This is a genomic window from Agrobacterium sp. K11 (assembly GCF_059429395.1).
This window is the reverse complement of the sequence record NZ_JCAHRB010000001.1, coordinates 263,541-289,724: the sequence shown is the minus strand read 5'-3', so window position 1 is coordinate 289,724 and position 26,184 is coordinate 263,541. Positions and strand designations below refer to the sequence as shown.

The 26,184-nt window shown below is 58.0% G+C and carries 35 protein-coding genes, 1 tRNA gene and 1 pseudogene; 33 read left to right on the top strand and 4 right to left on the bottom strand.

The window, feature by feature from the left end; translation table 11 throughout:
• Nucleotides 1-41 precede the first annotated feature (41 nt).
• Nucleotides 42-551: a prolyl-tRNA synthetase associated domain-containing protein gene (locus tag AC5SEO_RS01390; protein WP_013761810.1), complete on the bottom strand. Its 510-nt coding sequence runs from the start codon at nucleotides 549-551 to the stop codon at nucleotides 42-44.
• A gap of 256 nt (nucleotides 552-807) precedes the next feature.
• On the opposite strand from AC5SEO_RS01390, the gene AC5SEO_RS01385 reads away from it, so the two are divergent.
• Nucleotides 808-882: transfer RNA gene (locus AC5SEO_RS01385), tRNA-Gly, on the top strand.
• A gap of 1,684 nt (nucleotides 883-2,566) precedes the next feature.
• The gene (locus AC5SEO_RS01380) at nucleotides 2,567-4,162 is read left to right on the top strand and encodes an AAA family ATPase (RefSeq protein WP_495363699.1); all 1,596 of its coding nucleotides are present in this window, start codon (nucleotides 2,567-2,569) and stop codon (nucleotides 4,160-4,162) included.
• A 28-nt stretch (nucleotides 4,163-4,190) separates the two neighbouring features.
• On the opposite strand, the gene AC5SEO_RS01375 is transcribed toward AC5SEO_RS01380, so the two are convergent.
• Nucleotides 4,191-4,646, bottom strand: coding sequence for a S24 family peptidase (locus tag AC5SEO_RS01375; protein WP_495363704.1), 456 nt, complete (start codon nucleotides 4,644-4,646; stop codon nucleotides 4,191-4,193).
• Between the two features lie 66 nt (nucleotides 4,647-4,712).
• Nucleotides 4,713-5,093: pseudogene (locus AC5SEO_RS01370) on the bottom strand (helix-turn-helix domain-containing protein); the annotation flags it as partial.
• On the opposite strand from AC5SEO_RS01370, the gene AC5SEO_RS01365 reads away from it, so the two are divergent.
• The 11 genes from AC5SEO_RS01365 (at nucleotide 5,008) to AC5SEO_RS01315 (ending at nucleotide 12,578) form a co-directional block, all read left to right on the top strand.
• Nucleotides 5,008-5,337 (top strand): helix-turn-helix domain-containing protein, encoded by a 330-nt coding sequence (locus AC5SEO_RS01365; protein ID WP_112357452.1) that lies wholly within the window; start codon nucleotides 5,008-5,010, stop codon nucleotides 5,335-5,337. The pseudogene AC5SEO_RS01370 and the gene AC5SEO_RS01365 overlap by 86 nt on opposite strands.
• Complete coding sequence (locus AC5SEO_RS01360; protein ID WP_495363698.1) at nucleotides 5,334-5,630, top strand: hypothetical protein; 297 nt, start codon at nucleotides 5,334-5,336, stop codon at nucleotides 5,628-5,630. The genes AC5SEO_RS01365 and AC5SEO_RS01360 overlap by 4 nt, the downstream gene beginning before the upstream one ends.
• The gene (locus AC5SEO_RS01355) at nucleotides 5,627-6,295 is read left to right on the top strand and encodes a hypothetical protein (protein ID WP_112285852.1); all 669 of its coding nucleotides are present in this window, start codon (nucleotides 5,627-5,629) and stop codon (nucleotides 6,293-6,295) included. Before AC5SEO_RS01360 ends, AC5SEO_RS01355 begins: the two co-directional genes overlap by 4 nt.
• A gap of 131 nt (nucleotides 6,296-6,426) precedes the next feature.
• Nucleotides 6,427-6,798 (top strand): hypothetical protein, encoded by a 372-nt coding sequence (locus tag AC5SEO_RS01350; RefSeq protein WP_112191594.1) that lies wholly within the window; start codon nucleotides 6,427-6,429, stop codon nucleotides 6,796-6,798.
• On the top strand, nucleotides 6,791-7,636 hold the full coding sequence (locus AC5SEO_RS01345; protein ID WP_495363697.1) for a ParB N-terminal domain-containing protein: 846 nt from the start codon (nucleotides 6,791-6,793) through the stop codon (nucleotides 7,634-7,636). The genes AC5SEO_RS01350 and AC5SEO_RS01345 overlap by 8 nt, the downstream gene beginning before the upstream one ends.
• The gene (locus tag AC5SEO_RS01340) at nucleotides 7,633-8,097 is read left to right on the top strand and encodes a hypothetical protein (protein ID WP_060642435.1); all 465 of its coding nucleotides are present in this window, start codon (nucleotides 7,633-7,635) and stop codon (nucleotides 8,095-8,097) included. Before AC5SEO_RS01345 ends, AC5SEO_RS01340 begins: the two co-directional genes overlap by 4 nt.
• The gene (locus AC5SEO_RS01335) at nucleotides 8,094-10,112 is read left to right on the top strand and encodes a transposase domain-containing protein (RefSeq protein WP_495363696.1); all 2,019 of its coding nucleotides are present in this window, start codon (nucleotides 8,094-8,096) and stop codon (nucleotides 10,110-10,112) included. Before AC5SEO_RS01340 ends, AC5SEO_RS01335 begins: the two co-directional genes overlap by 4 nt.
• Before the next feature lie 78 nt (nucleotides 10,113-10,190).
• Nucleotides 10,191-11,222, top strand: a complete 1,032-nt coding sequence (locus tag AC5SEO_RS01330; RefSeq protein WP_060642437.1) for an AAA family ATPase — start codon at nucleotides 10,191-10,193, stop codon at nucleotides 11,220-11,222.
• The gene (locus AC5SEO_RS01325) at nucleotides 11,219-11,545 is read left to right on the top strand and encodes a hypothetical protein (RefSeq protein WP_495363695.1); all 327 of its coding nucleotides are present in this window, start codon (nucleotides 11,219-11,221) and stop codon (nucleotides 11,543-11,545) included. Before AC5SEO_RS01330 ends, AC5SEO_RS01325 begins: the two co-directional genes overlap by 4 nt.
• Nucleotides 11,529-11,891 (top strand): hypothetical protein, encoded by a 363-nt coding sequence (locus AC5SEO_RS01320; protein WP_495363694.1) that lies wholly within the window; start codon nucleotides 11,529-11,531, stop codon nucleotides 11,889-11,891. The genes AC5SEO_RS01325 and AC5SEO_RS01320 overlap by 17 nt, the downstream gene beginning before the upstream one ends.
• A gap of 33 nt (nucleotides 11,892-11,924) precedes the next feature.
• Nucleotides 11,925-12,578 (top strand): DUF3164 family protein, encoded by a 654-nt coding sequence (locus AC5SEO_RS01315; protein WP_495363693.1) that lies wholly within the window; start codon nucleotides 11,925-11,927, stop codon nucleotides 12,576-12,578.
• 32 nt (nucleotides 12,579-12,610) lie between these two features.
• On the opposite strand, the gene AC5SEO_RS01310 is transcribed toward AC5SEO_RS01315, so the two are convergent.
• Complete coding sequence (locus tag AC5SEO_RS01310; RefSeq protein WP_495363691.1) at nucleotides 12,611-13,354, bottom strand: hypothetical protein; 744 nt, start codon at nucleotides 13,352-13,354, stop codon at nucleotides 12,611-12,613.
• Nucleotides 13,355-13,542: 188 nt separating this feature from the next.
• Here AC5SEO_RS01310 and AC5SEO_RS01305 point away from each other — a divergent pair, with 188 nt between their 5' ends.
• The 20 genes from AC5SEO_RS01305 to AC5SEO_RS01210 all read left to right on the top strand — a co-directional run bounded on the left by AC5SEO_RS01305 (nucleotide 13,543) and on the right by AC5SEO_RS01210 (nucleotide 26,170).
• A complete protein-coding gene (locus AC5SEO_RS01305) occupies nucleotides 13,543-13,806 on the top strand; it encodes a hypothetical protein (protein WP_495363690.1) in 264 nt (87 codons plus the stop codon).
• The gene (locus tag AC5SEO_RS01300) at nucleotides 13,790-13,984 is read left to right on the top strand and encodes a hypothetical protein (protein ID WP_495363689.1); all 195 of its coding nucleotides are present in this window, start codon (nucleotides 13,790-13,792) and stop codon (nucleotides 13,982-13,984) included. Before AC5SEO_RS01305 ends, AC5SEO_RS01300 begins: the two co-directional genes overlap by 17 nt.
• Nucleotides 13,981-14,655 carry a regulatory protein GemA gene (locus AC5SEO_RS01295; protein ID WP_495363688.1) on the top strand — a complete coding sequence of 225 codons (675 nt, stop codon included), beginning with the start codon at nucleotides 13,981-13,983 and terminating at the stop codon, nucleotides 14,653-14,655. The genes AC5SEO_RS01300 and AC5SEO_RS01295 overlap by 4 nt, the downstream gene beginning before the upstream one ends.
• Nucleotides 14,655-14,882, top strand: coding sequence for a hypothetical protein (locus tag AC5SEO_RS01290; protein WP_495363687.1), 228 nt, complete (start codon nucleotides 14,655-14,657; stop codon nucleotides 14,880-14,882). Before AC5SEO_RS01295 ends, AC5SEO_RS01290 begins: the two co-directional genes overlap by 1 nt.
• Nucleotides 14,860-15,231: a sigma factor-like helix-turn-helix DNA-binding protein gene (locus AC5SEO_RS01285; RefSeq protein ID WP_495363686.1), complete on the top strand. Its 372-nt coding sequence runs from the start codon at nucleotides 14,860-14,862 to the stop codon at nucleotides 15,229-15,231. Before AC5SEO_RS01290 ends, AC5SEO_RS01285 begins: the two co-directional genes overlap by 23 nt.
• A gap of 108 nt (nucleotides 15,232-15,339) precedes the next feature.
• Nucleotides 15,340-16,083: a TIGR02594 family protein gene (locus tag AC5SEO_RS01280; protein WP_495363685.1), complete on the top strand. Its 744-nt coding sequence runs from the start codon at nucleotides 15,340-15,342 to the stop codon at nucleotides 16,081-16,083.
• A 5-nt stretch (nucleotides 16,084-16,088) separates the two neighbouring features.
• Nucleotides 16,089-16,382, top strand: a complete 294-nt coding sequence (locus AC5SEO_RS01275; protein ID WP_495363683.1) for a hypothetical protein — start codon at nucleotides 16,089-16,091, stop codon at nucleotides 16,380-16,382.
• A complete protein-coding gene (locus AC5SEO_RS01270; RefSeq protein WP_495363682.1) occupies nucleotides 16,379-16,744 on the top strand; it encodes a hypothetical protein in 366 nt (121 codons plus the stop codon). The genes AC5SEO_RS01275 and AC5SEO_RS01270 overlap by 4 nt, the downstream gene beginning before the upstream one ends.
• A 210-nt stretch (nucleotides 16,745-16,954) precedes the next feature.
• Nucleotides 16,955-17,173 (top strand): TraR/DksA C4-type zinc finger protein, encoded by a 219-nt coding sequence (locus tag AC5SEO_RS01265; RefSeq protein WP_495363681.1) that lies wholly within the window; start codon nucleotides 16,955-16,957, stop codon nucleotides 17,171-17,173.
• The gene (locus tag AC5SEO_RS01260) at nucleotides 17,170-17,544 is read left to right on the top strand and encodes a DUF2730 family protein (protein ID WP_495363680.1); all 375 of its coding nucleotides are present in this window, start codon (nucleotides 17,170-17,172) and stop codon (nucleotides 17,542-17,544) included. The genes AC5SEO_RS01265 and AC5SEO_RS01260 overlap by 4 nt, the downstream gene beginning before the upstream one ends.
• The gene (locus AC5SEO_RS01255) at nucleotides 17,541-17,852 is read left to right on the top strand and encodes a VpaChn25_0724 family phage protein (RefSeq protein WP_495363679.1); all 312 of its coding nucleotides are present in this window, start codon (nucleotides 17,541-17,543) and stop codon (nucleotides 17,850-17,852) included. Before AC5SEO_RS01260 ends, AC5SEO_RS01255 begins: the two co-directional genes overlap by 4 nt.
• A gap of 1 nt (nucleotide 17,853) precedes the next feature.
• Nucleotides 17,854-18,516: a phage protein Gp27 family protein gene (locus AC5SEO_RS01250; RefSeq protein ID WP_495363678.1), complete on the top strand. Its 663-nt coding sequence runs from the start codon at nucleotides 17,854-17,856 to the stop codon at nucleotides 18,514-18,516.
• A complete protein-coding gene (locus AC5SEO_RS01245; RefSeq protein ID WP_495363677.1) occupies nucleotides 18,516-18,692 on the top strand; it encodes a hypothetical protein in 177 nt (58 codons plus the stop codon). The genes AC5SEO_RS01250 and AC5SEO_RS01245 overlap by 1 nt, the downstream gene beginning before the upstream one ends.
• A 64-nt stretch (nucleotides 18,693-18,756) precedes the next feature.
• Complete coding sequence (locus tag AC5SEO_RS01240; RefSeq protein WP_255610165.1) at nucleotides 18,757-20,367, top strand: hypothetical protein; 1,611 nt, start codon at nucleotides 18,757-18,759, stop codon at nucleotides 20,365-20,367.
• Entirely contained in the window at nucleotides 20,367-21,983 is a 1,617-nt protein-coding gene (locus AC5SEO_RS01235; RefSeq protein WP_495363676.1) for a DUF935 domain-containing protein, read from the top strand. The genes AC5SEO_RS01240 and AC5SEO_RS01235 overlap by 1 nt, the downstream gene beginning before the upstream one ends.
• Before the next feature lie 119 nt (nucleotides 21,984-22,102).
• Nucleotides 22,103-23,200: a phage head morphogenesis protein gene (locus AC5SEO_RS01230; RefSeq protein WP_495363675.1), complete on the top strand. Its 1,098-nt coding sequence runs from the start codon at nucleotides 22,103-22,105 to the stop codon at nucleotides 23,198-23,200.
• A 10-nt stretch (nucleotides 23,201-23,210) separates the two neighbouring features.
• Nucleotides 23,211-23,720, top strand: coding sequence for a phage virion morphogenesis protein (locus AC5SEO_RS01225; RefSeq protein WP_495363674.1), 510 nt, complete (start codon nucleotides 23,211-23,213; stop codon nucleotides 23,718-23,720).
• Between the two features lie 73 nt (nucleotides 23,721-23,793).
• A complete protein-coding gene (locus AC5SEO_RS01220) occupies nucleotides 23,794-24,876 on the top strand; it encodes a phage protease (protein ID WP_495363673.1) in 1,083 nt (360 codons plus the stop codon).
• 1 nt (nucleotide 24,877) lies between these two features.
• Nucleotides 24,878-25,267 carry a hypothetical protein gene (locus AC5SEO_RS01215; RefSeq protein WP_495363672.1) on the top strand — a complete coding sequence of 130 codons (390 nt, stop codon included), beginning with the start codon at nucleotides 24,878-24,880 and terminating at the stop codon, nucleotides 25,265-25,267.
• A 9-nt stretch (nucleotides 25,268-25,276) separates the two neighbouring features.
• The gene (locus AC5SEO_RS01210; protein ID WP_495363671.1) at nucleotides 25,277-26,170 is read left to right on the top strand and encodes a Mu-like prophage major head subunit gpT family protein; all 894 of its coding nucleotides are present in this window, start codon (nucleotides 25,277-25,279) and stop codon (nucleotides 26,168-26,170) included.
• Nucleotides 26,171-26,184 lie beyond the last annotated feature (14 nt).

Below are 26,184 nucleotides of genomic sequence, written 5' to 3'. Positions count from 1 at the left end.
AATCTCTGTCGTATTGTCTTGGTTGAAGCAAAGATCGTATCTCACTCACTGACTTTCAAGACAAGCGGCGTGTGGCCGGTCGCCTCCAGGAAGCGAATGAGGTCTTTGTTTCCTATCGTCGTCGTCTGGTCGTTGGAAAGCGGGTGACCGTTGATCAGCTCGTTTTCCAGAAGATCGCTGTCGAGTACGAAGGTGACCTGCCCACCGGTGTCGTTGATGGCGCCGAAAACCGTGACAGATCCCGGCACGACACCCAGATATTCAAGCATTTTTTCCGGCCTGCCGAAGGATACGCGGCTTGCCGCGCCAATCGTCTTGTGAACGCTTTTCAGATCGACGACCGCGTTCTCCTCAACGGTCAGAACGAAATATTGATCCTTCTTGTCCTTCACAAAAAGGTTCTTCGTGTGGCCGCCCGGGATTAGATCACGCAATGACTGGGATTCGGCAACGGTGTAGACCGGCTCATGCTGTTTTGTCTTATGCTCGATGCCGAGCCCGTCCAGAAACGCGAACAAGTCCGCTGCCGTCTTCGGAGAATTTTCCGCCATATCCTGCCGCCTGCCTTTGCCGATTCCGATATCCTCTCCGTCATGATTAAGGGGGCAACCGCGGCTTGGCAACGCGTGAAAAAGCGACGGCGCGAAAATTCCCAATCATTTCCGCCGCTTGTCGCATTTCTCAAAGAAATTTTCGCGTTTTTGTCATTTCCCTGTTGCATTCCAAAATCGATTGAGCGATATAGCGCCCGTCGCCGCATTGCGGTGGCCCACGGTTCAGCGTACTACCCCGGACCGATGGATTTGAGCGGGTGTAGCTCAGGGGTAGAGCACAACCTTGCCAAGGTTGGGGTCGAGGGTTCAAATCCCTTCGCCCGCTCCAAAATTTCCCAAGACACAGTTATTTGCGTTATTTCGTCTTCTTATGAAGACGCCGCTCCCGGTCTGTCGGCTTGTCGTGCATGATTTTTATCGGGCGACGTGTAATCAGGCGGAACTTATGGCGAGGATATCCGTTCTTGACGCGAGGCTCCTAACCTCAGTTCCCCTCTGAATTGCCCGCCGCGAGCGGGCATTTTTTTGTCACCCCGTGAAAATACCATTTGGCACAGGGAACAGCTCCCGGGCGCATCGCGTTTTCCTGCGTTGGTCAACACGAGGGGATAGCTCATGTCCATAAATCTCAGACGAACTTGTGCGGTTGCCGTATTTGCCATCCTGTCCATCCCGGCTGCTTCTTTCGCTGCCGACATGATCACTTACGGAAGGGAAACGGCCCCGAAATACAAAGTGCACCATCATCTACGTGCCGTTGCAAATGTGTATGCTGCCGGCGCGCCCTTACGCTGCAACGAGAATATCGTGTCTTACCGCTCCCCTTACGAGCGGCATACGGAAGTGGTTACTCTCTGCCATCCGCCGCTAAACTGGCAAACAGAGTCTTCTACCGCAACAATATGGTCGCCTTGATCTTGTCATAATTCATTTGATGTGCTTTTGTTCGCTCGCCCTTGTGGGAGGGGGTAAAGGTTGAGACCCGCTGGCTGTTTCGATACGGCAAGCGGGTTTCCCTTTTTTTGGCGTCCGGCCAGCCACAGGCAAGTGCGAGGAATGCCGCAAATTCTCAACGTACGTCCAGTGTACTCTGTCACCACTTACTGGAATCTCTGGGAACATCCGATAATGTCCGGGAACTGGCGATAAGTTCCTATAAATCAGGGGCTTTCATAGGCGCGCCTGGACGGCAAACAAAGTTAAGTTTGACAGACTTGCGGCGCGAATTGCGATCCTTGGTGGCAGAAACGGCGGAAATCCAAACGGCCCTCAATAGTTCTTCAAGAACGACCCTATAGGTCTTTTAAGACCCCCTTAAGCCCAGAAAACCGGCCATTAAGAAATCGGCGGTCTCAAGCTGATATCCCTGAAACCGACACGAATGACCAGCCAGAAGCTAAATTAAACATGCAACTGTCTTGCAGGTTTGGAAAAATCGAATTTTCTGCAATGAAATCAAAGAGAATTAGGGAGAGCCGCGTTGCGTGAAGATGCAACGCGGCTCTTTGCATTACCTGACTAGGCCAAATCGCGACGGGCGCTCTGTTAAGCTCATTCGCCAATCGCCAGTGAAGCCAAATGAAGGAGCATTGATCGGCTCGGAAAACCAAAAGTCGGTGAAGGCCGCGACGTCCGGCTCGCAAAACCAATGGGCTTCACCATTTGCATCAACAGCCCACCACCGAGCGTTTTTCGGGGCGCGTCGCCAATCTATGTCCACCGTCTCATGTCTCCGTTCTACAAATGGAACAACGATGAACTTATCAACTGGCACCATGCCAACTCACCTCATACCGGCGTTAAACCGTTCTTATTTTGTTCCATTTTTTTGCTGAGTCAACTCCTTCTCCATACGCGCTTGTAGCTCGACAATTACTTGCGACATGCCACATAATTAGTGACGCCCCCCATCTTACTTCGTCGATCTAGTATGTAAAAACTAAACCCGTGGTTGACTGGTTAAGTGCACAGGTCTTTGATTTACTTCCAATATTGATTCTAGGGGGTCGATCGTGCGTATTCTCGGTACTCGCATTAAAAATTTCCGCCGGTTCTCCGATTTGATAATTCAAGATATCCCGGCCACCGCAAAATTAGTTGTGCTGGCCGGCCCAAACGGTTCAGGCAAATCTTCGTTATTCGACGCCTTTCTCATGAGATACAGATTGGACGTCGGACTCGGCTGGATCGGAGACTCTCGTTACTATGATCGACCACAGGAGGTGACCGTCGATATCGCCTCAAGAGTCTATTTGGCCACCGACCAGAACGAACGTCTGTCCAAGGGCAGCCTTTATATTCGCTCGGCCTATCGAAACGACCCTGAATTTGTCACCAAATCGCTCTCTCGCCAGGGAAGTATTGTCGATAATCCGAGCTTGAAACGACTGATCGAAACTGATGCCACAGTGAGCACCAACTATCAGCGTCTCGCCTCCCAGGCGATGGAGGACGTGTTCGTTAACGAGCCAGAGACAACAACGCTAGGTGCATTCCGCGATAAACTCATCGGAGAGGTTAGAGAGCCTTTACAACGATTATTTCCCGAACTCGCATTTATTGGGATCGGGAATCCCCTCGATCAGGGAACCTTTCAGTTCAACAAGGGCAGTTCACTAGGTTTCGATTATAAAAACCTCTCTGGCGGTGAGAAGGCATCCTTCGATTTGATCCTAGATTTCGTCGTCAAGCGGCGTAGCTATCCGGATGCCATTTATTGCATTGATGAACCCGAGACCCACATGAACACCCGCCTACAAGGGGCACTACTCGGTGAACTAGTTAATCTTTTGCCCGGCAACTCGCAATTATGGATAGCATCACATTCAATTGGAATGATGCGCAAGGCACGCGAAATTTACGATGCTGACCCCTCATCAGTGGCCTTCATAGATTTCAGTGGCCAAGATTTTGATAAAACCGTCCTACTTTCACCTGAAAAACCTACTCGCGCATTCTGGCAAAGCGTAATGCACGTAGCTCTAGACGACCTAGCTGCCTTGGTGGCACCGAGGCAGGTTGTGATATGCGAGGGCAATCCGACAGCTGCTGTTCCTGGGAAAAATGCCGAGCACGATGCCCGAATATATGAGACTATCTTTGGCGACGAGATGACGGATACCACCTTCATATCGGCTGGAAATTCGAAAGAAGTGCAAAACGACTTCATTGGATTGGCCAGTGTGCTACCAAAACTAAGCTCAGGTATGAGTATTATCCGACTAATCGACCTAGATGACCACACACCGGATGATGTTGCTGAGTTTAAGAAGAAGGGTATTAATGTACTCGGTCGGCGCCACCTTGAAGCTTACCTGTATGACGATGAGGTGCTGATTGCCCTATGCGCTTTTGCTGGAAAGCCGGAAAAAGCAGCGGATCTAATAGCAGCTAAGACCGCTGCCATCCAGGATATCATCCAAGCAGGGCATCCTCACGATGATCTGAAGAAGGCAGCGGGATTGATCTACAACGCTGCCAAGAAGACCCTATCATTGTCACAGGCAGGCAACGACGCACCGGGTTTCGCCAGAAACACGCTGGCGAAACTTATAACTCCAAGCATGGCTATATACTCCGAACTGCACAAACATGTCTTCGGCGTCTGACAAGAGGTCGGCTTGAAACGTAACGGCCTCAGGCTTTTCTCAGGAGGGAGAGGACTTGACCAATAACGGAGAGATCGTCCGCGACGTCCTCTCCGATTACTTCGGTTGGATAGCCGTTCTGCTCGTTATCCGACCGCAATTCTAGCGAGCCGTCCATCCTCCAGTTTGCCCGCTTCACCTTAATGCCGGGTCCGACGCGAAACACGAAAACTTGATCATCGACGATGTCAGTTTTGCTTTGATCGACGATCATAAATGCGCCGTCTGGAATGGTAGGCAGCATACTTTCGCCTTTGGCCTCCAGCATAACGCAATTCTCGGGTTTTGCACCGATGCTTCGGAGAAACGCACGGCTAAAGGCTACGCTCTTATGCAGGTCATCCTCTCTCGGGATTAGTCCGGACCCTGCAGCAGCTTGCACGTCATAAAGTGGGATTTGGACCATATCCACGCCTTCGGTGACTACGGCGGATTCGGAAAACATTTCCCCCTCACCCGTGATTATCCAAAGGACGTTCGCTCCAAAGTTATGGCGGTAGGAATCAAGCACAGACGCCGTCGGTTCTGATTCCCCTTTTTCATAGTTGCCTAGTGTTGTTTTGCTGACACCGAGCTGGGCCGCAAAAACGTCCCTTTCAGGATCGCCAAGCCTTCTCCGTAGCTCGCGAAGACGAGCGCCGAGAGCCGTTTTGGGCGGTATCTCCGGTCTAGCCAATAAATCACCGCATAAATCCGATTTCCGATTTACAAAATCCGAATTCTGATTTATTCCTTTCTGTGTTCGCAGAATTAATAACCCCAAAAAAGGAGGCCGGTCAGGGCCTCCCTTCTGGAAGGAATCCTTTATGCACCGTGTCTCTGACGGCGGCAAGATGAGCCGTGCCGAACGCCTTCGGCTGGAAGAAATTGCCCGTATTAAAGGCAAGCTCATCGTCGCCAAAATTACGCTTGCCGAGATCGACAAGAAATATGGCCTGCCGACCGGTACTGCCGGTAACGCAGTCCACGAGCCGCACGCGGCTGGTGAGCGCGCCATCGCAGCGGCACTGAATACCCGGCCGCACCTTCTCTGGTTCTCCCGCTACATCCCCGATGGTCGCAGGCTCAGCCCGCAGCCGTCGGAGAACTACCGGAACGGCCGTCGTGCCGCGGAAGCGGAGCAAGCCGCAGCATGAAGCGTGGAACGGTTCGGGATTGCTGCTCTAGCCTGCTGCACATCGTGTGCAAGGCGCTCAATCGCCCCGGCTGTCAGACCCAATCTCTCGACCGCTCCACACCCCGAAAATCGCCGATCAGCAGTCACCCCACAATGACGAAACCGCATGCCAATTTCGACATCCCGATTTTCATTCCGGCCCGCTCTCGCGTGTGCCGGTGGGCCGAAACCCTGCTGATTTTTAGTCCTGCGTTCGCAGGCGTTTCGGCCGTCTTTTTCACCATCCTCAAAAACTCTGGAGCAGCTCAATGACCGCAGCAGTCCGCAACTACGTCGCCGTGCCTTTCTTTGACCGTGTCCCGCCACGCATCATGGACTTGGTCATCACCACTTTCGACAACATCGTCGAGCGCGGGCAGTCAGTCCGTGAAGCCTATTATTTCTTCGGCAACGCCGTGAAAAAGCGCAATCTCGAAGGGCCAACGTTCGACGACTTCGCCCACTGGCACGAACGCGTAAAAAACGGCCTGATCGATCGCCCGCATCCTTCCGACGTGCTTCTTTTCACGCCTTCGCCGAAAACAGTAGAAGAGCGCGAAGTCAAACAACCGCACGCCGTTGCCTGCGTCGTTGATCTTGAAGCTGTCGATACCGAACGTTTGCGGCAGGCCCGCGCCATCGTAAAGGCCGCGTACGAATTCAACCAGGCCAAGCTGGCAGCCGGTTACGCCCCTGCATCCATCCTGCTCGATGACACTATCCTGCAGGAAGCCCTGCAGGAAGTCCTCTCTGCAGAGGCGAGCGCCACCGTCATGGACGCCGATGTCCACATGACACCCGGAAACAAGCTGGTCGATCTCCTTCTTGGCGAAGGCGATGAAGATATCGACGCCAAGCTTGTCGATTGCCTCACCATGGACATGCAGCCCGAGCTTTGCCGCCTCCTCTCGCGGTCAGAGGCCGCCAAATCCTGCTGATTTCCCGAACCGTCGCTCTGTTACCCCCATGGAGCGACGCCAGATGCCGGGGCGGCCAAAATCCCGGTCCCCACCGCCCCGGCATCGATCTGCCGCAATACCGTCGCCGTGCGACGAACCCGAGGTTTTCGATGGTAAATCCGTATTCCGATGAGGAGCGCCTGCAGGCGATGGTGGCGTCCAGCTACCGCGCCACACGCTCTCACTTCAATCACCTTCCCCTTCGTCACATCATCAATCCCCCTGCCGAAATGTTCGATGCGAAGCTTGCCCGCCAGCTGGCGATATATGTGCTTCATGTCGATTTCAACGTGCCGCGCCGTCGCCTGGTCGTCTTGCTCGGCGTGGCCCGCTGGACTGTCATGCAGGCGGTGCGCATCGTCGAGGCGCGACGCTTCGAGCCGGTATTTGACAAGGCTTACGAACGGATTGCCGCGCGGGCAAAAGACAACTTTATGACCATGCTGCACGAGGCGGCCGGACAGGACGCGGCATATGGCTGAGTTCATTCGCGTTGCCGTATCCAGCATCCATATCGGCGAGCGCCTGCGCCCGATCGACATGGATTACGTCGAGGCGATTGCCGCTTCGATGTCAGAACACGGGCAGATCAGCCCGATCATGATCCGCAAGACGCCTGCGAGGAAGGGAACGCCCTTCACTCTGGTGGCAGGCGGCTACCGCACCACCGCCGCAACGTTGCTCGGCTGGGCGGAGATCGACGCCATTGTCGTCAAGGCTGACGCCGTTGAAGCGCAGTTGCTCGAAATCTCCGAGAATCTGTACCGCAACGAGTTGAACCCGCTTGATCGCGCCATCTTCGTCATGAAGTACCGTGAGCTGTGGGAAGAAAAGCACGGCGAGATCAAGCGCGGCCGACCTTCGGAAAAAAACCGTAACGATTACGGAATTATCTTCTCTGGCGGGCGGGAGCTTTCCGAGCGCGTAAAAGAGCGCTTCGGCTTCGGTCAGAGCACCTATGAAAAGGTGACCAGCATCGGGAAAAATCTCGATCCGGTGCTGAGACAGGCGGTGCGCGGCACCACGGCTGAAAACGATCAGTCGCAGCTTTTGACCTTGGCCAAGCTTCCTCGGGAAGACCAGATCGCTATAGCCGGCGCGTTGAAGCACACCCGGGATGTGAAAAAGGTACTGGCCTTCACCAAGCCCCCGGCTCTGGTCGCCACGCCTCCCGTTCCTTCTCAATCCACCATCCTGACGAAACTGATCGCCGCCTGGGACGAGGCGAGCGACGAAACCCGCGAAAGCTTCCTTGAACACATCGGCATGTCTGACACGCCGGATGCGCTTATGGCCGCGATCCGCGAGGAGGCAGCATGAGCAGCAAACGCGATCCCAACCAGATGGACTTTTTCAAAGAGACAGTTTTCCCGGTGCGCTCTGCATCGGAACGTCTCGATATCGACCGCTTCCGTTCGACCTTGAAACGCGAAATGGCCCGTGCCATCCGCGAATGCCAGTATGACCGCGACACGATCGCGGCACGCATGGCCTACTATCTCGGCCTGGACAAGGTCTCGAAGTCCGCTCTCGACAGCTACACCGCCGAAAGCAAAACGGCCCACGACATCAGCATGCCGCGCTTCAAGGCGTTTGTCCGCGCCACCAACGCCTTCTGGCTTTGGGATGTCGTTGTTTCCGATGACGGCCTGTTGCTGCTCGAAGGCGACGAGGCCCGCCTCGCGGAAATGTCGCGCATTCGCCAAGAGCAAAAGAAGCTCGCCCAGGAACTGAAAGTTCTTCAGGCGACGCCGGTGCACATTCGTCGGGTGCGCAAATGAAGAAAGAATGGTTCACATCGGCCGAACTGGCCCAGGCAGCTTTGCCGGGTGTTCCGAGCACGCGCCAAGGGCTTGAGTTGTTTATTGCCCGCTCTGGCGTCCGATCCACCGTGAAAGCCCGTCCCAAGGCCGGACAGGGCGGCGGTTTTGAGTACCATTATTCCTTCCTGCCTCCGGTAGCGCAGGCGAAGCTTGCTTTCCTCAATGCGGAGCCGACCGATCCGCGCCCTACGAAACTCTCAAAGATGCTTTGGGACCGATTTGAGGCCCTTTCAGACGCCCATAAGGCTATCTGCAAGACCCGCTTCGCCGTACTGACGGAAGTTGAGGAACTGAGGGCCTCGGGCATCAGCATGAAACATGCCGTCGCCCACGTTACCCGCAGGGCCGATATCGTGCCGGCAACCTACTACGAGTGGCGCAAGATGATCGAAGGCCATTCCCGCCAGGACTGGCTCGCCGCCCTCGCCCCGGCGTTTTCGGGCAGCGCCAGCGGTGAAGCTGCCCATGTCACCCCCTGCCACCTGGAAGCATGGAAAATCCTGAAATCCGACTTCCTGCGGCCAGAGCGCCCGTCGTTTAGCGCCTGCTATCGCCGCATGATGATGGTTGCCCGCGACCAGAACCTGTCACCAATCCCTTCGGAGCGTTCCTTGCGCCGCCGCCTGGATGCGGAAGTACCAAAGGCTGCGCAGATCATCGCCCGCGAAGGCAAGGACAAGGCAAAGTTGCTTTTCCCCGCCCAGAAGCGCACGGTTTCTCATCTGCATGCAATGGAGATCGTCAACACCGATGGTCACCAGCTCGACCTGTTCGTGAAGGCACCATGGTCGGAAACACCCGTGCGCGTGATCCTGATCGGCATTCAGGATGTCTATTCCCGCAAGGTGCTTTCGTGGACGCTCTCCGAGGCCGAGACATGGGAAGCGGTTCGCACCTGCATCGGTTCGATGATCGAGAACCATGAGGGCATGCTGCCCTATCACATCTATATGGACAACGGCCGTGCCTTTGCGGGCAAGATGATTTCCGGCGGGGCAAAGACCCGCCACCGTTTCAAGGTGAATGAGGACGACGTTGCCGGCCTCCTGAAAACCCTCGACATCGAGCCGCATTTCGTGAAGCCGCGCTCCGGTCAGTCGAAGCCGATCGAGCGCGCCTGGCGCGATCTTGCCGAGGAAATCTCCAAGCATCCGTCGATGTCCGGTTGCTACACCGGCAACAAGCCCGAGGCGAAGCCAGAAAACTACGGCAACAGCGCCATTCCGCTCGAAACGCTCCAGCGCCATGTTGCACATTGCGTTGACGAGCATAATCACCGACTGAACCGCACCACGGAAACCGCCAACGGTCGCAGTTTCGCGCAAACGTTCGACGCGTCAATCGCGGAACCATCCACCATTGTTCGCTATGCCAGCATGGCACAGCGTTCGCTTTGGATGCTGTCGGCCGTTGCCATCACGGCGCGCAAGCCGGACGGCGCGATCCACATGCACGGTAATCGCTACTGGAATGCGGTGCTTAACGAGTGGATCGGCAAGAAGCTGACGGTTCGGTTCGACCCGGCCGACCTGCATAAGCCGGTCAAGGTCTACGACCCGGAAGGCCGCTTCCTTTGTGATGCCGACTGCCTGGCTAAAACCGGCTTTGCCGATACGGGTGCTGCCCGTCGCCAGGAGAAGGCACGCAAGACGCACGTCAAAAACCTTCAGGCCGTGGCCAAGAGCAATGCGGCGCTCTCACCGATGCAGCTTGGCGAGATCATGGAGAAAGGCCGGAAGGCCGAGGCCGCGAAGCGTCCGCAGACGCCGGTTCGTTCCGTCGTCACGCGCCTCGTCACCGGCAACCTTGCACATGCGCCGGTCGAGACGGTCAGCGCCGATCAATTCGAAGACAGTTTTGCGCGTGGCCTCGCCCGAGTGGCGGGCGGGGAAAGCGCGATCATCCAATTCCCCACGGGGAATACCGAGGCAGGCGGCAAGCCTGCCCGCAAAAGAAGAGCCGAGAAGTACTGAGTACGGTTCCAGTCCAACAGGGCGAAAAAAAATGAGCGACCCGAAGGCCGCCCCGCAATTGAACAAAGGAACCCTAGCATGAAAAAGACCACCAACACAAATAGCGTGTGGGAACAGTCTCAACCGACAATCGAGTTTACCGCAAAGCATCCTGCTTCCGACGTTGATGAATGGCGCAAGCTGACATCGCGGATGGTTGACGCTGCGACGGAATTTGGCTGGACGAAAGCCGAAGTGTCCCGCCGCACCGATGTACCGGACGGCACGTTGTCGCCGTGGTTTGGCGGCAAATATCTCGGCGTCTTGGCGAACATCAACCAGAAGGTTGCCAACTGGCTCGATGCGCTCGACGCGAGCCAGAACATGGCGGCCACAATGCCGGTGTCGCCTCCATTCCAGCGCACGGCGGTCGGGATGGACGTTTACAACGCCCTGCTGTTTGCCCAGGTGACATCCGGTTTCATCCGCGTCACGCTGCCCGCAGGCTCCGGTAAAACCACCGCTGCAAAGCACTTCCTGAACACGCGGCCGCACGTCTTCATGGCCACACTTAGCCCGAGCACCAAAACCGTTCACGGCATGCTCGTTGAACTTTGCGCGGCACTTGAAGTGCATGAGCATAACCCCGCGCGGTTCGTCCGCTCGATCGGCGCCAAGCTGAAACGTGTCGGTGAAGGCTCGCTGTTGATCATCGACGAGGCACAGAACGCCGTGCCAGAAGCCGTCAACCAGTTGCGCCACTTCGTCGATAACGACCATTGCGGCGTTGCCCTGCTCGGCAATGAGGATACCGCCACGGCCTTCATAAAGGACGTCGGGCGTTCAGTCGCAAGCCGCGCGCAGGTGCTTTCCCGGTTTGACCGACAGGTCAGGACGGCGCGCAATCCGGCTGCAGACGCAGAAATGCTCATCAAGGCGTGGGGCGTTGAGGAAGGCACCGATTGCGCCACCTTCCTGAAAGGCATTGCCAGCAAGCCGGGCGCGCTGCGCCAGATCGATCGCACCATGAAAGCCGCCTCCATGCTTGCCATCGGAGATGGCGAGGAAGGTGTGCGTCTGGAGCATCTTCAGGCCGCCTGGAAGAACCGCGACATGGGAGACAGCCTATGACGCCGGAAATTCCCGACCTGAAATCTCATCTGGATTACCTCGCGGGCATCTTCGCGGAAGCCAAAAAGATGACGCCGGACGAAAAACTGACGCTGGACGCGGAATCCGCCCAGACCGTCCTGAAAACCCTTCGCGCCCTGTCACAGCAGGCCGGCCACCTTGAGCTGGAGCTTTCCATTCTTCGCGACAGCGAAGCCGGGAAGCTTCTCGCCAAGACGGCCGAGCAGCTCGCAACCGGCGAACTCACGGGACTGCTTGAAAAGGCAGAGAGCAACATCATCCGCCCGAACTTTGGAGGAAAGAAGAATGACGGCGAAGCCTGAATGCGTTTCCGATTTTTTGCATGAGTTGCAGCGCGACCTGAATAGCGTCGTCGCTCAGCACGGTTTGATCCATCTCGATCGCGTCACGTCCGCCAGCTTCATCGTTCACCTCGGCCGGATAGCCGATCTGGCGCGAAAGCTTGAAAACGCCTGGTCGCAGGCGGAGTGGAACCGCCGCGCGTCTGAGGATCGCGTCAAGCTGCTCTCCGACATGAACGCGATCACGGCAGAGGTCCTCGGCCTTATGCGGCCCGACACCATGGACGGCGGCAAGGTCGTCCAGTTCCGCCCCAAACCCTCCAATGCTCCTGCACCTACCGCGCCGTCCGGTGGCGACGCGGCCTGATCCCCTTTCACATTAATTTATGAGGTTAAACCCATGCAGTCCGTAATTCTGGAAGAAAACAGCAAACCCGGCATCACCGTCATGAACGGCCGGGAATTCATGCATAATGCCAAGGGCGGTCTCGATCCGATCGGCAACGTGAAGGATCAGTATAAGCTTGAGGATCAGACGGTGCGCAAATGCATCGAATTCGCCTTGAACCTGAACGCGCAGCTCTCGCGTTTTCGCGGTCATACCGCAGCGGACCTATCGGCGCTCGATGCCCTGCTTGCCGAAAAGTACAAGGTTAAGATCGGGGGCCAAAAGGGTAACCGCACCTATCAGACCTATGACGGCCTGATGAAAATTCAGGTTCAGGTTTCCGACCTCATTAGCTTTGGCCCAGAGCTTCAGATCGCGAAAACACTGATTGACGAGTGCTTGATCGAGTGGAGTGCCGACAGCCGCCCAGAAATTCAGTCCATCGTCAGCCGTGCTTTCAATACCGAAAAGGAAGGTCAGGTGAACCGCGCCGATGTCTTCATGCTGTTGAAACTGGAAATCGAGGACAGCCGTTGGAGGACGGCAATGGAAGCTATCCGTGACGCGATCCGTGTTACGGGCTCGAAGGAATATGTGCGGTTCTACAAGCGCCATCGCCTTGAGGCCGAGTGGCAGGCCATCACCATCGATCTGGCGAAGGCATGAGGCCTGAGATGACTAGAATCGTTGATGGCCCATTACGCAAAGCTAAAACGCCCTTTCAGCTGCGCGAGTTCCGCAGCGGCATTTTCCATATTTGTAACAAGATTTCGAATGACGGTTGGAAAATCCGACGTAACACCCATCAAAAAAACGCTCTGGTCGTCCCATTGTCGCCGATAGAGTTCGAGGTTCTGGGCGCTCTCTCTGCCGGTGGATGTAGTTACTTCAATGTGACGGAAAACCCAAATTTTTACATTGTTCGTGTCGTCACGGGCACGCTCATATGCAATCAAAAGCGCGCCGTCAAAAAATTCGGCTGCATCTTTGATTGTTGGCCTATCCAGAATGCGGAAGATCGACCAAACAACGGAGCTAAGCGGCTCAGCGATATCATCAAACCACCTGTAGTTAAAATTTGGCTCGCTTTTGTAGTCGTCTATGTCCAGCCAAAGAGCGTCCAGACCTTCCAAAGCGTGACGCATCTCAGCCAGTTGCGGATGCAGTCCCCGATCCAAACGTCTCATCTCACCGCGCATTGCGAACATCATCGCCTCGCCGTGGCGCCGGTCTTGCTTTACGTCGCTATGCATCATTTGACGGACGGTGTAACCAGCGGCAAAAACAGCTGCTATGCCAGTTATGAGCGTTTGGTAATCGTAGATGAATTGTCCTACGTCGAGTGCCTCTCCCTCAGCTATCCTGGAAAGCGCAACGACCAGAAACAAAATGAACGCAATGCCGCTGATAAAAAGCAGCCAAGCCTTCTGCGTCCCATTCATCCTTTTATTCCCCCACCTCAGAACAGTCACTATTCGAAGCACGTTCTCAGTCTTTTGAAAAGTCGTTTAGCGAGTTGCAACCGTGAGCACGGGAATGCGCAAACCGCTAGGACGGCATCGGAATTCTCAGAATACCTTGGCCACTTGCCACTGCATTTACCATCCCAACGTGATGGAGTTTGTCGCTCATGACGAATAGGTGCCGAATTCCTGCGGCGTTCACCAAGGGCCATGTGCTTTGCTCTCCGTCGGGAAAGCTTCTGCCGAAAACATGGAGCGAGACCGCCGCCAAAGCGATCGCCTCCAAATACCGACAGCCCGAGACCTGGGAAAAGGCGGAGCGCCGGGGCTGGTCCGTCCAGTTCGTCTACGTGCGGTTTTTCATCCCGATTTTCAAAGTCACCTACACATCCACCGAAATCAACGAGGCCTGCAATGCGGAGGACATTTGAACTCGACCAGCTACTGATGGCGCTGATCGACGCATTTCTGAAGGACGGCCATTTTGTTCACGCTAAGGGCGGCAAGATGTTCGTCCTGGTCGTTACCGAGGAAGGCGACGAAAGCCGATCCTCTGAGTTCTGCCTTACCGACATCGCAGCCCACGCGGCACGGAGGATGTCGAAATGAGCCTGCGCAACCGTTCCATCTTTGGCGGCTTCCGTCAGCTCGGAATTACTGACGAGGACGCCCAGCGCGATATCTATACCCGTGTGACGGGGCAGTCTCGACTTTCTCTTATGAACGCACAGCAGCAGAACGCCGTTGTCGATGAGCTTCGACGGCTCGGATACAAGCCGAAGCCATCGACACCCACACTGTCGGGTTTCCGTCAGGACGGACGCGACGGCAAGCACAAGCTTTCCGGCAAGTACCTGCCGATGATGCGGGCGCTCTGGATTGCCTGTTACAATCTTGGCATCGTCGACGATCGCCGCGACAGCGCCCTTGAGGCCTTCGCCATGGGAAGGCAGTTGCCGAACATTTCGGATATGCGTTTCGTTCACAAGGCAGAGGACGCCGCCAGCGTCGTTGAGGCATTGAAGGGAATGCTGGCGCGGGCCGGTGTTTTATGGGCCGATCGCCTGCCGTGCGAGCCTTACGAGAAAAGCCCCGGCTACAAGATCGCCCGCGCGCAGTGGTTGATCCTGCATCCGGCCGAGCCGAATGCGTTCTGGCAGGCCGTCACCCACATCGTCACCGAGAGCATCAGCTACAGAAATTTGAGCGATGCAGAGTGGATCACTGTGATGAACCATTTTGGGCAGCAGGTTCGCCGGCTGAAGAAGGCAAAAAAGTGATGACCGGCAACATCGCTCCCCTGAATGGCATGCCGCTCTTTGGCTGGCCGGACCAGCGGGAGATCGATGTTCTTCAGAACCGGCGTGACCAACTCGCGGAACGGATCGCCAAGCTGCCCCGCTTTTCGCACCGACGTATCGAGCTTGAAGCCCGCCTGCGGGCGCTGACCAAAGAGCAGCTCAACATTTCGAACAGGATTACCCGTGGCCGAAGACCTCACCCTTGATCTTTTATCCACCCTTGGCGAAGACGGCTTCTTTTCCCTGGTCGAGGCGCATGCCGGCGTCAGGCTTTATGTTCCGTCTGATCCGGAGCGCAGCGAACTTTCCTCGACGATCGGCGTTGATGCTGCATACCGTCTAGCCAAAGCATATCCGGGCGGATATATAAGGGTGCCTCTGGCACGAGAGTTTCGCGCCCGCCGCTATGCCGATGCCGAAATGAGCAACCGCGATATTGCCAAACGTCTCGGTTTGACGGAAAGCGGTGTTGAAAGACTTTTGAAGCGCGCCCGAGAACGGGAGCCGCTTAAGTCCAGGCGAAAGACAGACCCCCGCCAGATCGAAATGTTCTAAAGGCCCGCCCGCCACAGCGGGCCTGATTTGTTTCAGGCCCAAACTCTAATTTGCCCCCATATCGGCCCGCGCGATCTCCGCCAGTTGCCACCATGACGGGGCTTTCCTTTGACCACCCAGACTTTTGATGAATGGCTGATCGACCGCCTGCGTGTCGCCGGCGCTTATGGCGGCATTGCGGACGGCGTTCATGGTCGCGAGGTTATCGCAGCGCTCCTGCGTTTCCAGCATGCGGCAGGACTGAACGAGACCGGCCGCGCCGATACTGCGACCATCAACCTCCTTCGTGGCGTGAAGAGCAAAAACCCGAGCAGCACGCTTGTCGTTCACGACAAGGTCGTGGTTCCGGCTGAGCCGGTCTGGATGCGCGAGGCCCGCCGCTTCATGGGCCTGAAGGAAATCGCAGGGCCGAAATCCAATCCAACCATTATGGGCTGGGCCAACAAGCTCGGCGGCTGGGTCGCAAGTTTTTTCACCGACGATGACATTCCCTGGTGCGGCCTGTTTATCGGCAATGTCATCGCCACAACACTTCCGAAAGAAGCCCTGCCAGCCAATCCGCTGGGCGCTTTAAACTGGAAGAAGTTCGGTATTGAGGGCCGGATTGCGCTTGGTGCGATCCTCGTGTTCAGCCGCAAGGGCGGTCACCACGTCGGCATTTATGTGGGCGAAGACCGGACGCACTATTACGTCCTTGGCGGCAACCAGAACAATTCGGTTTCCATCACACGGATCGAAAAAAGCCGGCTCATTGCTGGCGGCGTCCGCTGGCCAAAGACGGCCGACGCGCCGATCGGCGGCAAGGTCGAGCTTTCCAGCGCCGGCGTTCCGGTCTCGAAAAGCGAGGCCTGATACCGATGAAACCCACCTACGGCACATCGAAACGATATCTTTGGGGTTCTTTCTGGGCCTCGTGGGGCGGCGTTTATCTCCTAATCGTTGGCGCGCTTTTGGGCCGGACCGAGGCAACCGGTATGGCAACTATAGCCCTGCCAGCCTTGCTGACGCTGATCGCAACCATGCTCGGCGTCCATCGCCACTACGGCAGCAAGGATTTTGAGGCCGCCGCCCAAAACGAAGCCGTTCCGCCTTCGCAACCGCCCTATATGCCCCGAGACCAGCCGGAAGACATGTCGGAGCCTGCACGATGATTTCAGCCTGGCTAACGAAGGCGGCAAGGCCTGTCATCATCGTGCTGCTCCTGATCGGAGCTGCCCTTTTCCTCGGCGGGCTCACCATCGCCACCGTCAACGGCATGGTGGAACGGGCAGTCAGCAGAACGAAGTCCGAGAGCGATGCCCGTTGGACGGCCGCGATCGAGGCCGCCAACACCAAAGCCGCCAACGCCGAGGCGGCTCAAGCCCGTTATGCGCTCGACCTGGAGCGCAGCACTTCCGCCAAGATCGATGCGCTGCGAGCGCGAAATGAAGAACTGGAGACACAGAATGCGGCTTTGCCGAATGGCGATGATTGCGGCCTTGGCCGTGATCGCGTCCGCCTGCTCCCCCACTGAAAGCAAAGCTCCTCTCGTGCTTCGCACCGTCAAGCCCGCCGTGCCGCCCGCGTCCCGTGTGCCATGCGCGGTTGGCGATGTACCCGATCGTGACCTTCCCCAGCGCGAGGTCGCGACCCGCTGGAGTGCTGACCGAACCGAAATCCTCTCCTGTGACGCGCGCCGAGCAGCTGCCGTCGCGGCGATCGACAACATGCCGGAGACCTCACCATGAATTTCGGTGGAAACGCCGCTTTCGAACTAGCAGCCGAACGGACCGAACAGGAACGCGAGGCAGGTATTGCCGCCGCGTCGCGGGCATTGCGCACGCCTGGCACGCTGGAATGTGAGGATTGTGGGAACGACATTGCCCGCGAACGCCGCATCGCCTTGCCGTCCGCCACCCGCTGCATCGTCTGTCAGACGAAGTTTGAGAAGGCCCGCCGATGACGCCGACCGAAATCATTCCCTGGCTGACGCTAGTTCTCTCCAGTCTGGCGGTCCTTGGTCACCTGAAGGGCTTCTTCTCCAGCGGCGAAAAGAAGCTTGAGGCTGACATCAAAAGCGGTCGCGAAGAAATCGCGCTCCTGGGCAAAGACGTGGAGGCTCATGAAACCAAGCTGACCAGCCATGACCGCCGCATCCAAGCGATCGAGGGAGAAATGCGCTACCTGCCCGACCGGGAAAGCCAGCACCGTCTGGAGCTTGCCTTGGAGAAGGTGAATGGCCGCCTCGACACTCTGAACGAAACCCTCAAGCCCATCAAAGCCACGAACGAAAGAATGAACCAGCTACTGGTGGAAACGGCAGGCAAACAATGAGCATCGGCATCGACTATATGAAAATCATGCGCGAAGAAGCGCGGCTCATCATCTTGAGGGCATTGGCGGAACAGGTGAATGAGAGCCTGAGCAGCTCCATGCTTGAGCCGGTTCTTGCCAATTTTGGTATCAACCAGGAACGGCCCTGGGTGCATCAGCAGATCGAGTATCTGGAGACGATGGGCGCGGTTGTCGTCGTCAGCGCCGGCAGCATCAAGATTGCCTCCTTGACCGATCTCGGCCGTCGCCATGTCGATCGCCAGTCCGCGATCGAGGGCGTGAAGCGTCCGTCGCGCGTGGGTGTCTGACATGGCAAAAGCACGCGGCCGACTTTCAGCAATCGATCTTCTGCCCGACGAATGCAGCGATACGATCTCCTGGGCATCGCAGGCACTTGCCGACCGTGATCGCAGCCAGCTCGACATTTATGCCGAGTGGAAAACAAAGCTGATCGCGCTCCAGGGCGAAATCGGTCTCGATTTCGACATCCCGTCTTTTTCCGCGTTCAACCGCTTTGCCATCCGGCTGTCACAGATGACGCGCCGGCTAGAACAGACGCGCGAGATTGCCGCCACAATTTCCGAGCGCATGGACGCGGCCGGTTCCGACGATCTGACCCTGATCGCGGCCGAGGCTATCAAGACGCTGATTTTCGAACTGCTGCAATCGGCGGGTGATGCAGGCATTTCACCTAAGGGAGCCATGGAACTGGCGAACGCGCTGCGCGCTGCCTCGGCCGCCCAGGTCGCATCGTCGAACCGTCGCCTGAAGCTGGAGGCTGAAGAGAAGGTTCGCCGCATTGAGGCCGACATGAAGGCCAAGGCGGAACAGGCGCTGGACGTGCTTTCCAATGAACCCGGCATTTCGAAAGAGGCTATCGCCCGCGCCCGTCGCGACTTCCTCGGCGTGCGGCCGAAGGCGAAAGCTGTTCCCGAGGTTGCGCCTGACGCAGACAAGGAGGATGGCGAATAATGACTGTCACCCTTCCGAAAGACCCGTGCACCAGGTGCGATGGCACGGGGCGGGCCATCAGGCGGATCAACCGCCGACGTGACGGCAGCATTTCCAGCACCGTCTATGACCTGAAGAACGATTGCCGGTCCTGCAAAGGCACCGGTCTTGCTTGCATGGAGGAACAGCGTGGCTGAAGCCTTGCCCGGTTTGCCGCAAGGCAAATGGACGGACCCGCCAGTGCTTCCGATCGATCCGGCCATGTTGCCGGTCGAATTGCCTCGTGGCGCCGATATTCCGGCCGATCTCGACCCGCTGGCCGAGGGCGTGCTTATGGCGCACCAGGCCGAGTGGCTTGCCGACGACAGCATTCTGAAGGGCTGCGCCAAGGGCCGACGCACGGGCATCACTTTCGCCGAGGCGCTCGACGCGACCCTTATTGCCGCCGCCCAGCGGTCAGCAGGCGGGCAGAACTATTTTTATATCCCGGACACCAAGCCCAAGGGCCGGGAATTCATCGGCTATGCCGCGCATTTCGCCAAGACCGTCGCCAAGGAACTGCTGACGATCGAGGATGGCATTTTCTTCGATCAGCGCGACGACGGCACCACGAACGCGATCTCCAGCTATATCATCCGCTTCAAGTCCGGTTTCCGCATCGAGGCGCTTTCTTCCCGCCCGGAAAACATTCGCGGTCTTCAGGGCACGGTCTGTATCGACGAAGCCGCCTTCCACCGTGATGTTCGCGCCGTCATTGATTCCGTCGCCGCACTTCTGATCTGGGGCGGCAAGGTCCGCATCATTTCCTCGCACAACGGCGTCAGCAACCCGTTCAACGAACTGATCAAGGAGGCCGAGGCCGGAAAGAACGGCTTCAACTTCCACACCTTCACCTTCGGCGATGCGGTCAAGAACGGCCTGTTCAAACGTGTCTGCCTGATTAAGGGCGAGGATTGGTCGCAGGAAAAGGAAGACGCCTGGGAAGCGAAAATCCGTTCGGCCTACGGCACGCGCACCTCCAAGATGAAGCAGGAGCTGGACGCAATCCCGGCAGAGGCGGAAGGATCGGCGCTGACCCGCGTCCTGATCGAGCGCTGCATGAGTGCTGATCTGCCGGCCGTCATCCGGTGGGACCGCCCGGACGAATTCAAGAACCTCGACGATTTCGAGCGCGCCGAACAGGCTGAAGAGTTCTGTGAAGGCCTCTTGAAGCCGCTTTTAGACCGGCTCGACAAAGACCGCGAACACAGCTTCGGCGAAGACTTCGCCCGCTCCGGCGACAAGACCGCAATCGTAGTTTTTGAGATTGGGCCTGATCTCATTCGCCGTGCTCGTCTGATCGTCGAACTGAAGAACATCCCGTTCGATCAGCAGCGCGATATCCTCTTCTATGTCGGCGATGCCCTGCCGCGTCTGATCGGCGGCGCGCTCGATGCACGAGGCAACGGCCAGTACCTTGCCGAGAAGGCTCGCCAGCGCTGGGGGGAATGCATCCATGAAGTGATGCTTTCCGCCAAATGGTACGCAGCCAATATGCCCGGTTACATCGAAGCATTCGGCGACAAGAGCGTATTGTTTCCGAACGACGCCGACGTTCTCGCCGATCACCAGGCACTGGCCTACGTCAATGGCATCATCAAGGTTCCGGACGAACACTCGACCAAGGGCGCTGACGGTTACGATCGTCATGGCGATACCGCGCCGGCCGGAGCGTTGGCATGGTTTGCCTCCAACCAGGAGGCAATCGCCTACGAGTACGAGACCAACCGCAAACCCACCAATCCGATGCAGGGCCACAATGGCGGCCCGCCGATGCATGACGATGACCGCCGTGGCGGGTCTGTCGATATCTACCTGAGAGGATCGCTCTGATGGCGAAAAAGAAGAAGCAGAAGATTTCTCGTCACCTCGCCAGCTCCATGAAGGATCAGGACGGCAAGGTCGTCAGCGCGGCCGAGCTGACGGAAGAAGTTGCCGGCGCACAGGTGGGCGGGGTTCGCCAGTGGATTTCCGGTCACCCTGCCGATGGCATGACGCCGCTCAAGCTCGCGTCCATTCTGCGGGCCGCAGACCAGGGCGAGGTAGAAGCGTATTTCGAGCTGGCCGAGGACATCGAGGAGCGCGACAGTCATTACCTCGCGCAACTCGCCACGCGCCGCCGATCGGTGGCGCAGCTTCCGATCACCGTCACGTCCGCGTCGGATAGCGCTGAACACAAGAAGCACGCCCAGTTCCTGCGGGATTGGATTGAGACAGGCGTGCTGCGTTCCGCTCTCTTTGACATGCTCGATGCGATCGGCAAGGCAATCTCTGTTCTGGAGACAGATTGGCACCACAAGAACGGGAACATTCTGCCGCGCGCACTTGCCTGGCGGACACAGCGCTGGTTCACGTTTGACCGGGAAGATGGCGAAACCTTGCTGCTGCGCGAAGGCGTTGCCGGTGAGCCGCTCATTCCGCACAAGTTCGTTGTTCATCGTTCCAAGGCGAAGTCGGGCTTGACCATCCGCTCTGGCATTGCCCGCGTTGCCGTCTGGCTTTGGATGTTCAAGAGCTTCACCGTGAAAGACTGGGCGGTCTTCGTGCAGAACTACGGCCAGCCGATCCGGATCGGCAAATATGGCCGGGGCGCAACCGAGCAGGAAAAGGATGTCTTATGGCGGGCAGTCTCCGGCATTGCCGGCGACTGCGCAGCCATTATTCCCCGCGAGATGCTGATCGAGTTCCACGAGGTCGGCTCGAAGAGCAGCTCGACGGACATGTTTGAAAAGCGGGCTGACTGGTATAACCGCGAGATTTCCAAGCTGATCCTCGGGCAGACGACAACGACGGACGCTGTTTCCGGTGGCCATGCCGTCGCCAAGGAACATCGCCTTGTCCAGGAGGACATTGAACGTTCCGACGCGCTTGACGCATCCGACACGCTCAATGCGCAGCTCGTGCCTAATATCATCGCCTTCAATTTCGGTCCCCAGGACGAGTACCCGAAAATCCACATCGGCCGTCCGGACGAAGTGCCGCTGAAGGACTTTGCCGAGGCTTTCGACAAGCTCGCCAAGCATGGCCTGACCGCTGAGGCCAGCTTTCTCCGTGACCGCCTCGGCATTCCCACGCCCGCGACGGGTGCCGAGTTGGTCGGCGGACGTGAGACGGTCGTTCCGCCCGAGGACAAGACAGAGAAAAAACCGCTGACCGCAAAGCAAAGCCTCGATCGGCTCTTTGCCTCGGCGCATTCCCGCGAGGAACCGGACCTGCTCGAAAAGCTGACCGATCGGCTGGAGAAGGACGCGGCGGCCGCCATGGATGGCATGATCGACGAAGTCCGCGACATCCTGTTTTCGGCCGAGGATCTGCGGGACGCTGCGCGCAAACTCGCGGATCTCAAATTGTCGGCCGAGGATCTCGCGGAAGCCATGGCGCGCGGCATGACCATGGCGCACCTGATCGGACAGGCCGCACTCATTGATGACCTCAAGAGGCAGTCATGACAGGAGGCCCGCTGGCACGCTTCAGGGGGCTTTTTGCGACATCCGTAGCTTCCGGCCCGAAAAACGCTTCCACGGCCTTTAAACCGCCTTCAATTTTTAAGCCGTTGGTCGTTGCTCTGATGGCGACCACGGTGGGCGCGATCAATCTGCCGTTTGATGAGGCGATCGACTTCCTTCGCCAGAAAACCGCCGTCCCCACCGAAAGCCATCGCGATGTCTGGGACGCGGCGCATTCGAAGATGTTCATGGTGGCCGGAGCAAACAAAAAGGCGCTGATTGAGGATTTTCAGGCGGCGATCGTCAAGGCCGCCGAACAGGGCCTGACGCTCGAAGATTTCCGCGCCGACTTCGATGCGATCGTTGCGCGCCATGGCTGGCAGTACAACGGTTCGCGCGGCTGGCGTTCCCGCCTGATCTTCGAAACCAATCTCAGCACCGCCTATGCAGCCGGGCGCTACGCCCAGATGTCAGCTCCGGACACGCTCGAAGCGTTTCCCTACTGGATGTACAATCATTCCGGCGCGATCCATCCACGCCTGGAGCACAAGGCATGGGACGGCGAATGCTACGAGGCCACCGATCCGGTCTGGGCGAAAATGTACCCGCCGAACGGCTACCGGTGCGGTTGCTTCGTGACGCCGGTGTCTCGTCCTGGTCTTCGTCGCCTCGGTAAATCCAAGCCAGACACGCCGCCCAACCTTGACCAGCTCGGCACTGATCAGCCGCAGGGCATCGATCCGTCCTTCGCCTATAACCCGGGCGCTGCCTGGCTGACGCAAACCGCGCCTGGTCCGAAGGCGGTCAGCGCCGACCAGGTGCAGGTCGCGGCCTTCGTTCAATCGGCGCTGAAGGGCAAATGGCCTGACGGTGCCTGGACGCCGGTTGCAACCGCAAACAAGGCAACAGGTGCCGTCCTCGATGTCGCTGCCGGCACGGAAATCCGCCTGACGGCCGACACCATCCGCAGCCAGGCGCAAAATGCCGAAGCTCTGACGCCGGACGCGATCGGCGTCATTCCCGGCCAGCTCGTCCGATCGGGAAAGCTGCTGCGCGACAATCGCGGCCGGTCGGCCTTCGTCGGTGAACATGACGGCGTGTTCTATCGCGCCGATGTCGATATCGTCATGAAGGCCGATCGCAAGACGGTTTACATGACCTCGCTCCAGCGCGTCAGCCGGGCTGATCTGACCGACGCCTTCGGCTCAGTCTGGCAGTGAGGTCTTTGGCATGAGCGGCGCGTTAATCTCGATCACGGCACAGGTTCTCGATTCGGAAGTCCGGCGCGGCTTTCGCCAGCTCGAAGGTCTGATGACGAACACGACGCCCGTCATGCGCGCGATCGGCGCCGGCCTTGTCGGTTCGACGCATATGCGCTTCGTCACGCAAACCGATCCGGACGGCCAGGCGTGGCAAGCCCTGAACACGGCATATGCCGAGGGCAAGCGCAATTCACGCATCCTGACTGAAAGCGGACGGCTCCGGAACAGCATCAATGCCAGGGCCAGCAATGACGAGGTGCAGGTAGGCACCGATGTCATTTACGCGGCCGCTCACCAGTTCGGCGCGACGATCGTGCCGGTGCGGGCAACACATCTCTGGTTCCGGATGGGCGGGAACCTTATCAAAGCCGACAGTGTTACCTTGCCCGCGCGTCCCTTCCTCGGTATATCGTCGGATGACGAAGCGATGATTGCCGAAACCGTTTTTGGTTTTGTGGTCCGCTATACTCCCCGGTAAAATTCCCTCTCTTTCAGGCCCGCCCGCAGGCGCAGGCATGAATTGAATTTTGCCCGCATGGCATATCCGGACCATGCGAAACCTGATCTCGACCACTGTTGTTGCACTTCATTCGGCCTCGGCTGTGCCGGTCTCGACCCATATTGTCGCGTTACAGGCGGCCGCCACGGTGCCCGAATGGCTGCACGTTTTGCCAACCGGCCGCTTTTCCGGCGTCGATGGTCGCGGCCCATACGTCCTGGACAACGCCGATGCCCTGATCTCGGCATTCAATTCCGAGGGCAAGAAGCTTCCGGTTGATGAGAACCATTCGACCGACCTTGCGGCGAAGCAGGGTTTTTCCGCGCCCGCCCGTGGCTGGCTGACAGCACTTGAGCGCCGAGCCGATGGTGTCTGGGCAAAGGTCGAGTGGACGCCTGACGGCCTCGCGATGATGCAGGGCAAAGCCTACGGCTACATTTCCCCGGTTTTCACGCACAGCGCCAAGGCTCCCTTTGCGGTTCACAAGCTGCTGCGCGTGGCGCTGACCAACGATCCCAACCTCAACCTGAAATCGCTTCACTCTCAAAATTTGGAGACCACCATGGATTTGGAAGCTCTCCGGAAGGCGCTTGGCCTGCCGGAAACCGCAGATGCAACCGCGATCCTTGCGGCCATCACTGCGGCTCACTCTGCACAGACCGCACATGCGGCCCTGATGTCGAAGTTGGCGGAAGTCGCCGACGTCGAAGTCACTGCCGGCGCTGACGCGCTGGTGGCGGCCCTTCAGGCGAAAGCGAAGCCGGCCACCGGCGTCGAGCAGGAAAACGCCGAGCTGAAACTTCAGGTCAAGGCGCTCAACACCCGTGTCGAAACCCTCGTCACGGATACGGCGAAGGAAAGGGCGACCAGTGTCATCGACGCGGCGATCGCCAAGCTTCAGGTCGTGCCGTCCCTGCGCGAGCACATGATTGCCCGCCACATGAAGGACCCGGCCGAGGTCGAAGCGGAGCTGAAGGTCATGCCGTCGCTCAACGCCGGCGGCCTCGGTAGTCGTCAGCCGCCCAAGGAGGGCGAGACCGCAACCAGCGAAGAGCTTCATGTTGGTGCCCTGATGGGCGTCGATCCGGAAGCCTTCAAGAAGGAGCACAAGGCGCTCTTCGGAAAGGACATGTGACATGACGGCTACGGCTGACATTCGCCCTAAAACCCGCTCTGGCAATGCTTACGGTTATTCCGTTCTTGCTGGCGTCCGCATCTTTGGTGGCACGATGTGCGGCGTGACGGCTGCTCTTGCCGCCGTGCCGGCTGGCCACGCGTCTTGCGTCGCCCTGATCGGGTTCGCCGAGGAGGCTGTCGATAACCGCGACGGCGCGACCGGTGATCGCCTGATCAACCTGAAAAAGGAAATCAGGCTCATTCCGCTGGCCGGTGCGACCCCGGCCGATATCGGCAAGACCGTCTATGCGTCTGCCGACGACACTTACACGCTCGTCGCTGGCGCATTGCTGCCGGCCGGAAAAATCGATGCCATCGACGCTGACGGCGTCTGGCTGAAGCCCCTCTAAGGAACCACGATGGACATTAACGTCGCCAATTTGCGGGGCATCTACACCTCGCTTTCCACCATCTTCAACCAGTCGATGGCAACGGTTACGCCGTTTTACCAGAAGATTGCGATGACGGTGACCTCCACCACATTCGCCAACCAGTATCCGCGCCTGGACGATCTGCCCGGTTTCCGCGAATGGATCGGTGATCGTGTCGCCCATGATGTCGGCGCGACGCTCTATCAGATCGCAAACCGTGATTTCGAAAAGACGCTCAAGATCAAGAAGAAGCAGATCGAAGACGATCAGGTCGGCATCTTCACGCCGGTCGCGGCACAGTTTGGCCAGGACGGCGGCGCGTTCCCTGACAGCCTTGTATGGCCTCTGTTCAAGAAGGGCGAAACCACGCTTTGCTATGATGGTCAGTATTATTTTGATGGGGACCATCCCGGCTATAACGAGCAGGGCAATGTGATCTCGGTTTCGAACTTCACCGATGGCGCAGGTCCGGCGTGGTATCTGATCGACGATACGCAGGTTCTCAAGCCCATGGTCTGGCAGATCCGCAAGCCGATCAAGCTGACGCAGATGTTTGACGAAAAAGACCCGAACGTCTTCTGGCGCTCCGAATATGTCTGGGGTGCCGACACGCGCGGCAATGCCGGCTTCGGTCTCTGGCAGCTTGCCTACAAGTCGAAGGCGACGCTGAACATTGCAAACTACACCGCCGCCCGTGCCGCCATGCAGAACATTCGCCAGCGGGATGGCCAGATCAAGGTCATTCGCCCGACCGTCCTGATGGTTCCGGCTACCCTGGAAACGCAGGCCCGTCAGGTTGTCGAAGCTGCCCTGATCAATGGTGGCGAAACGAACGTCTGGGCGAAAACCGCCCGCGTCGAAGTCATCCCGCATCTCGCGTAACCGGCTGGGCGTTC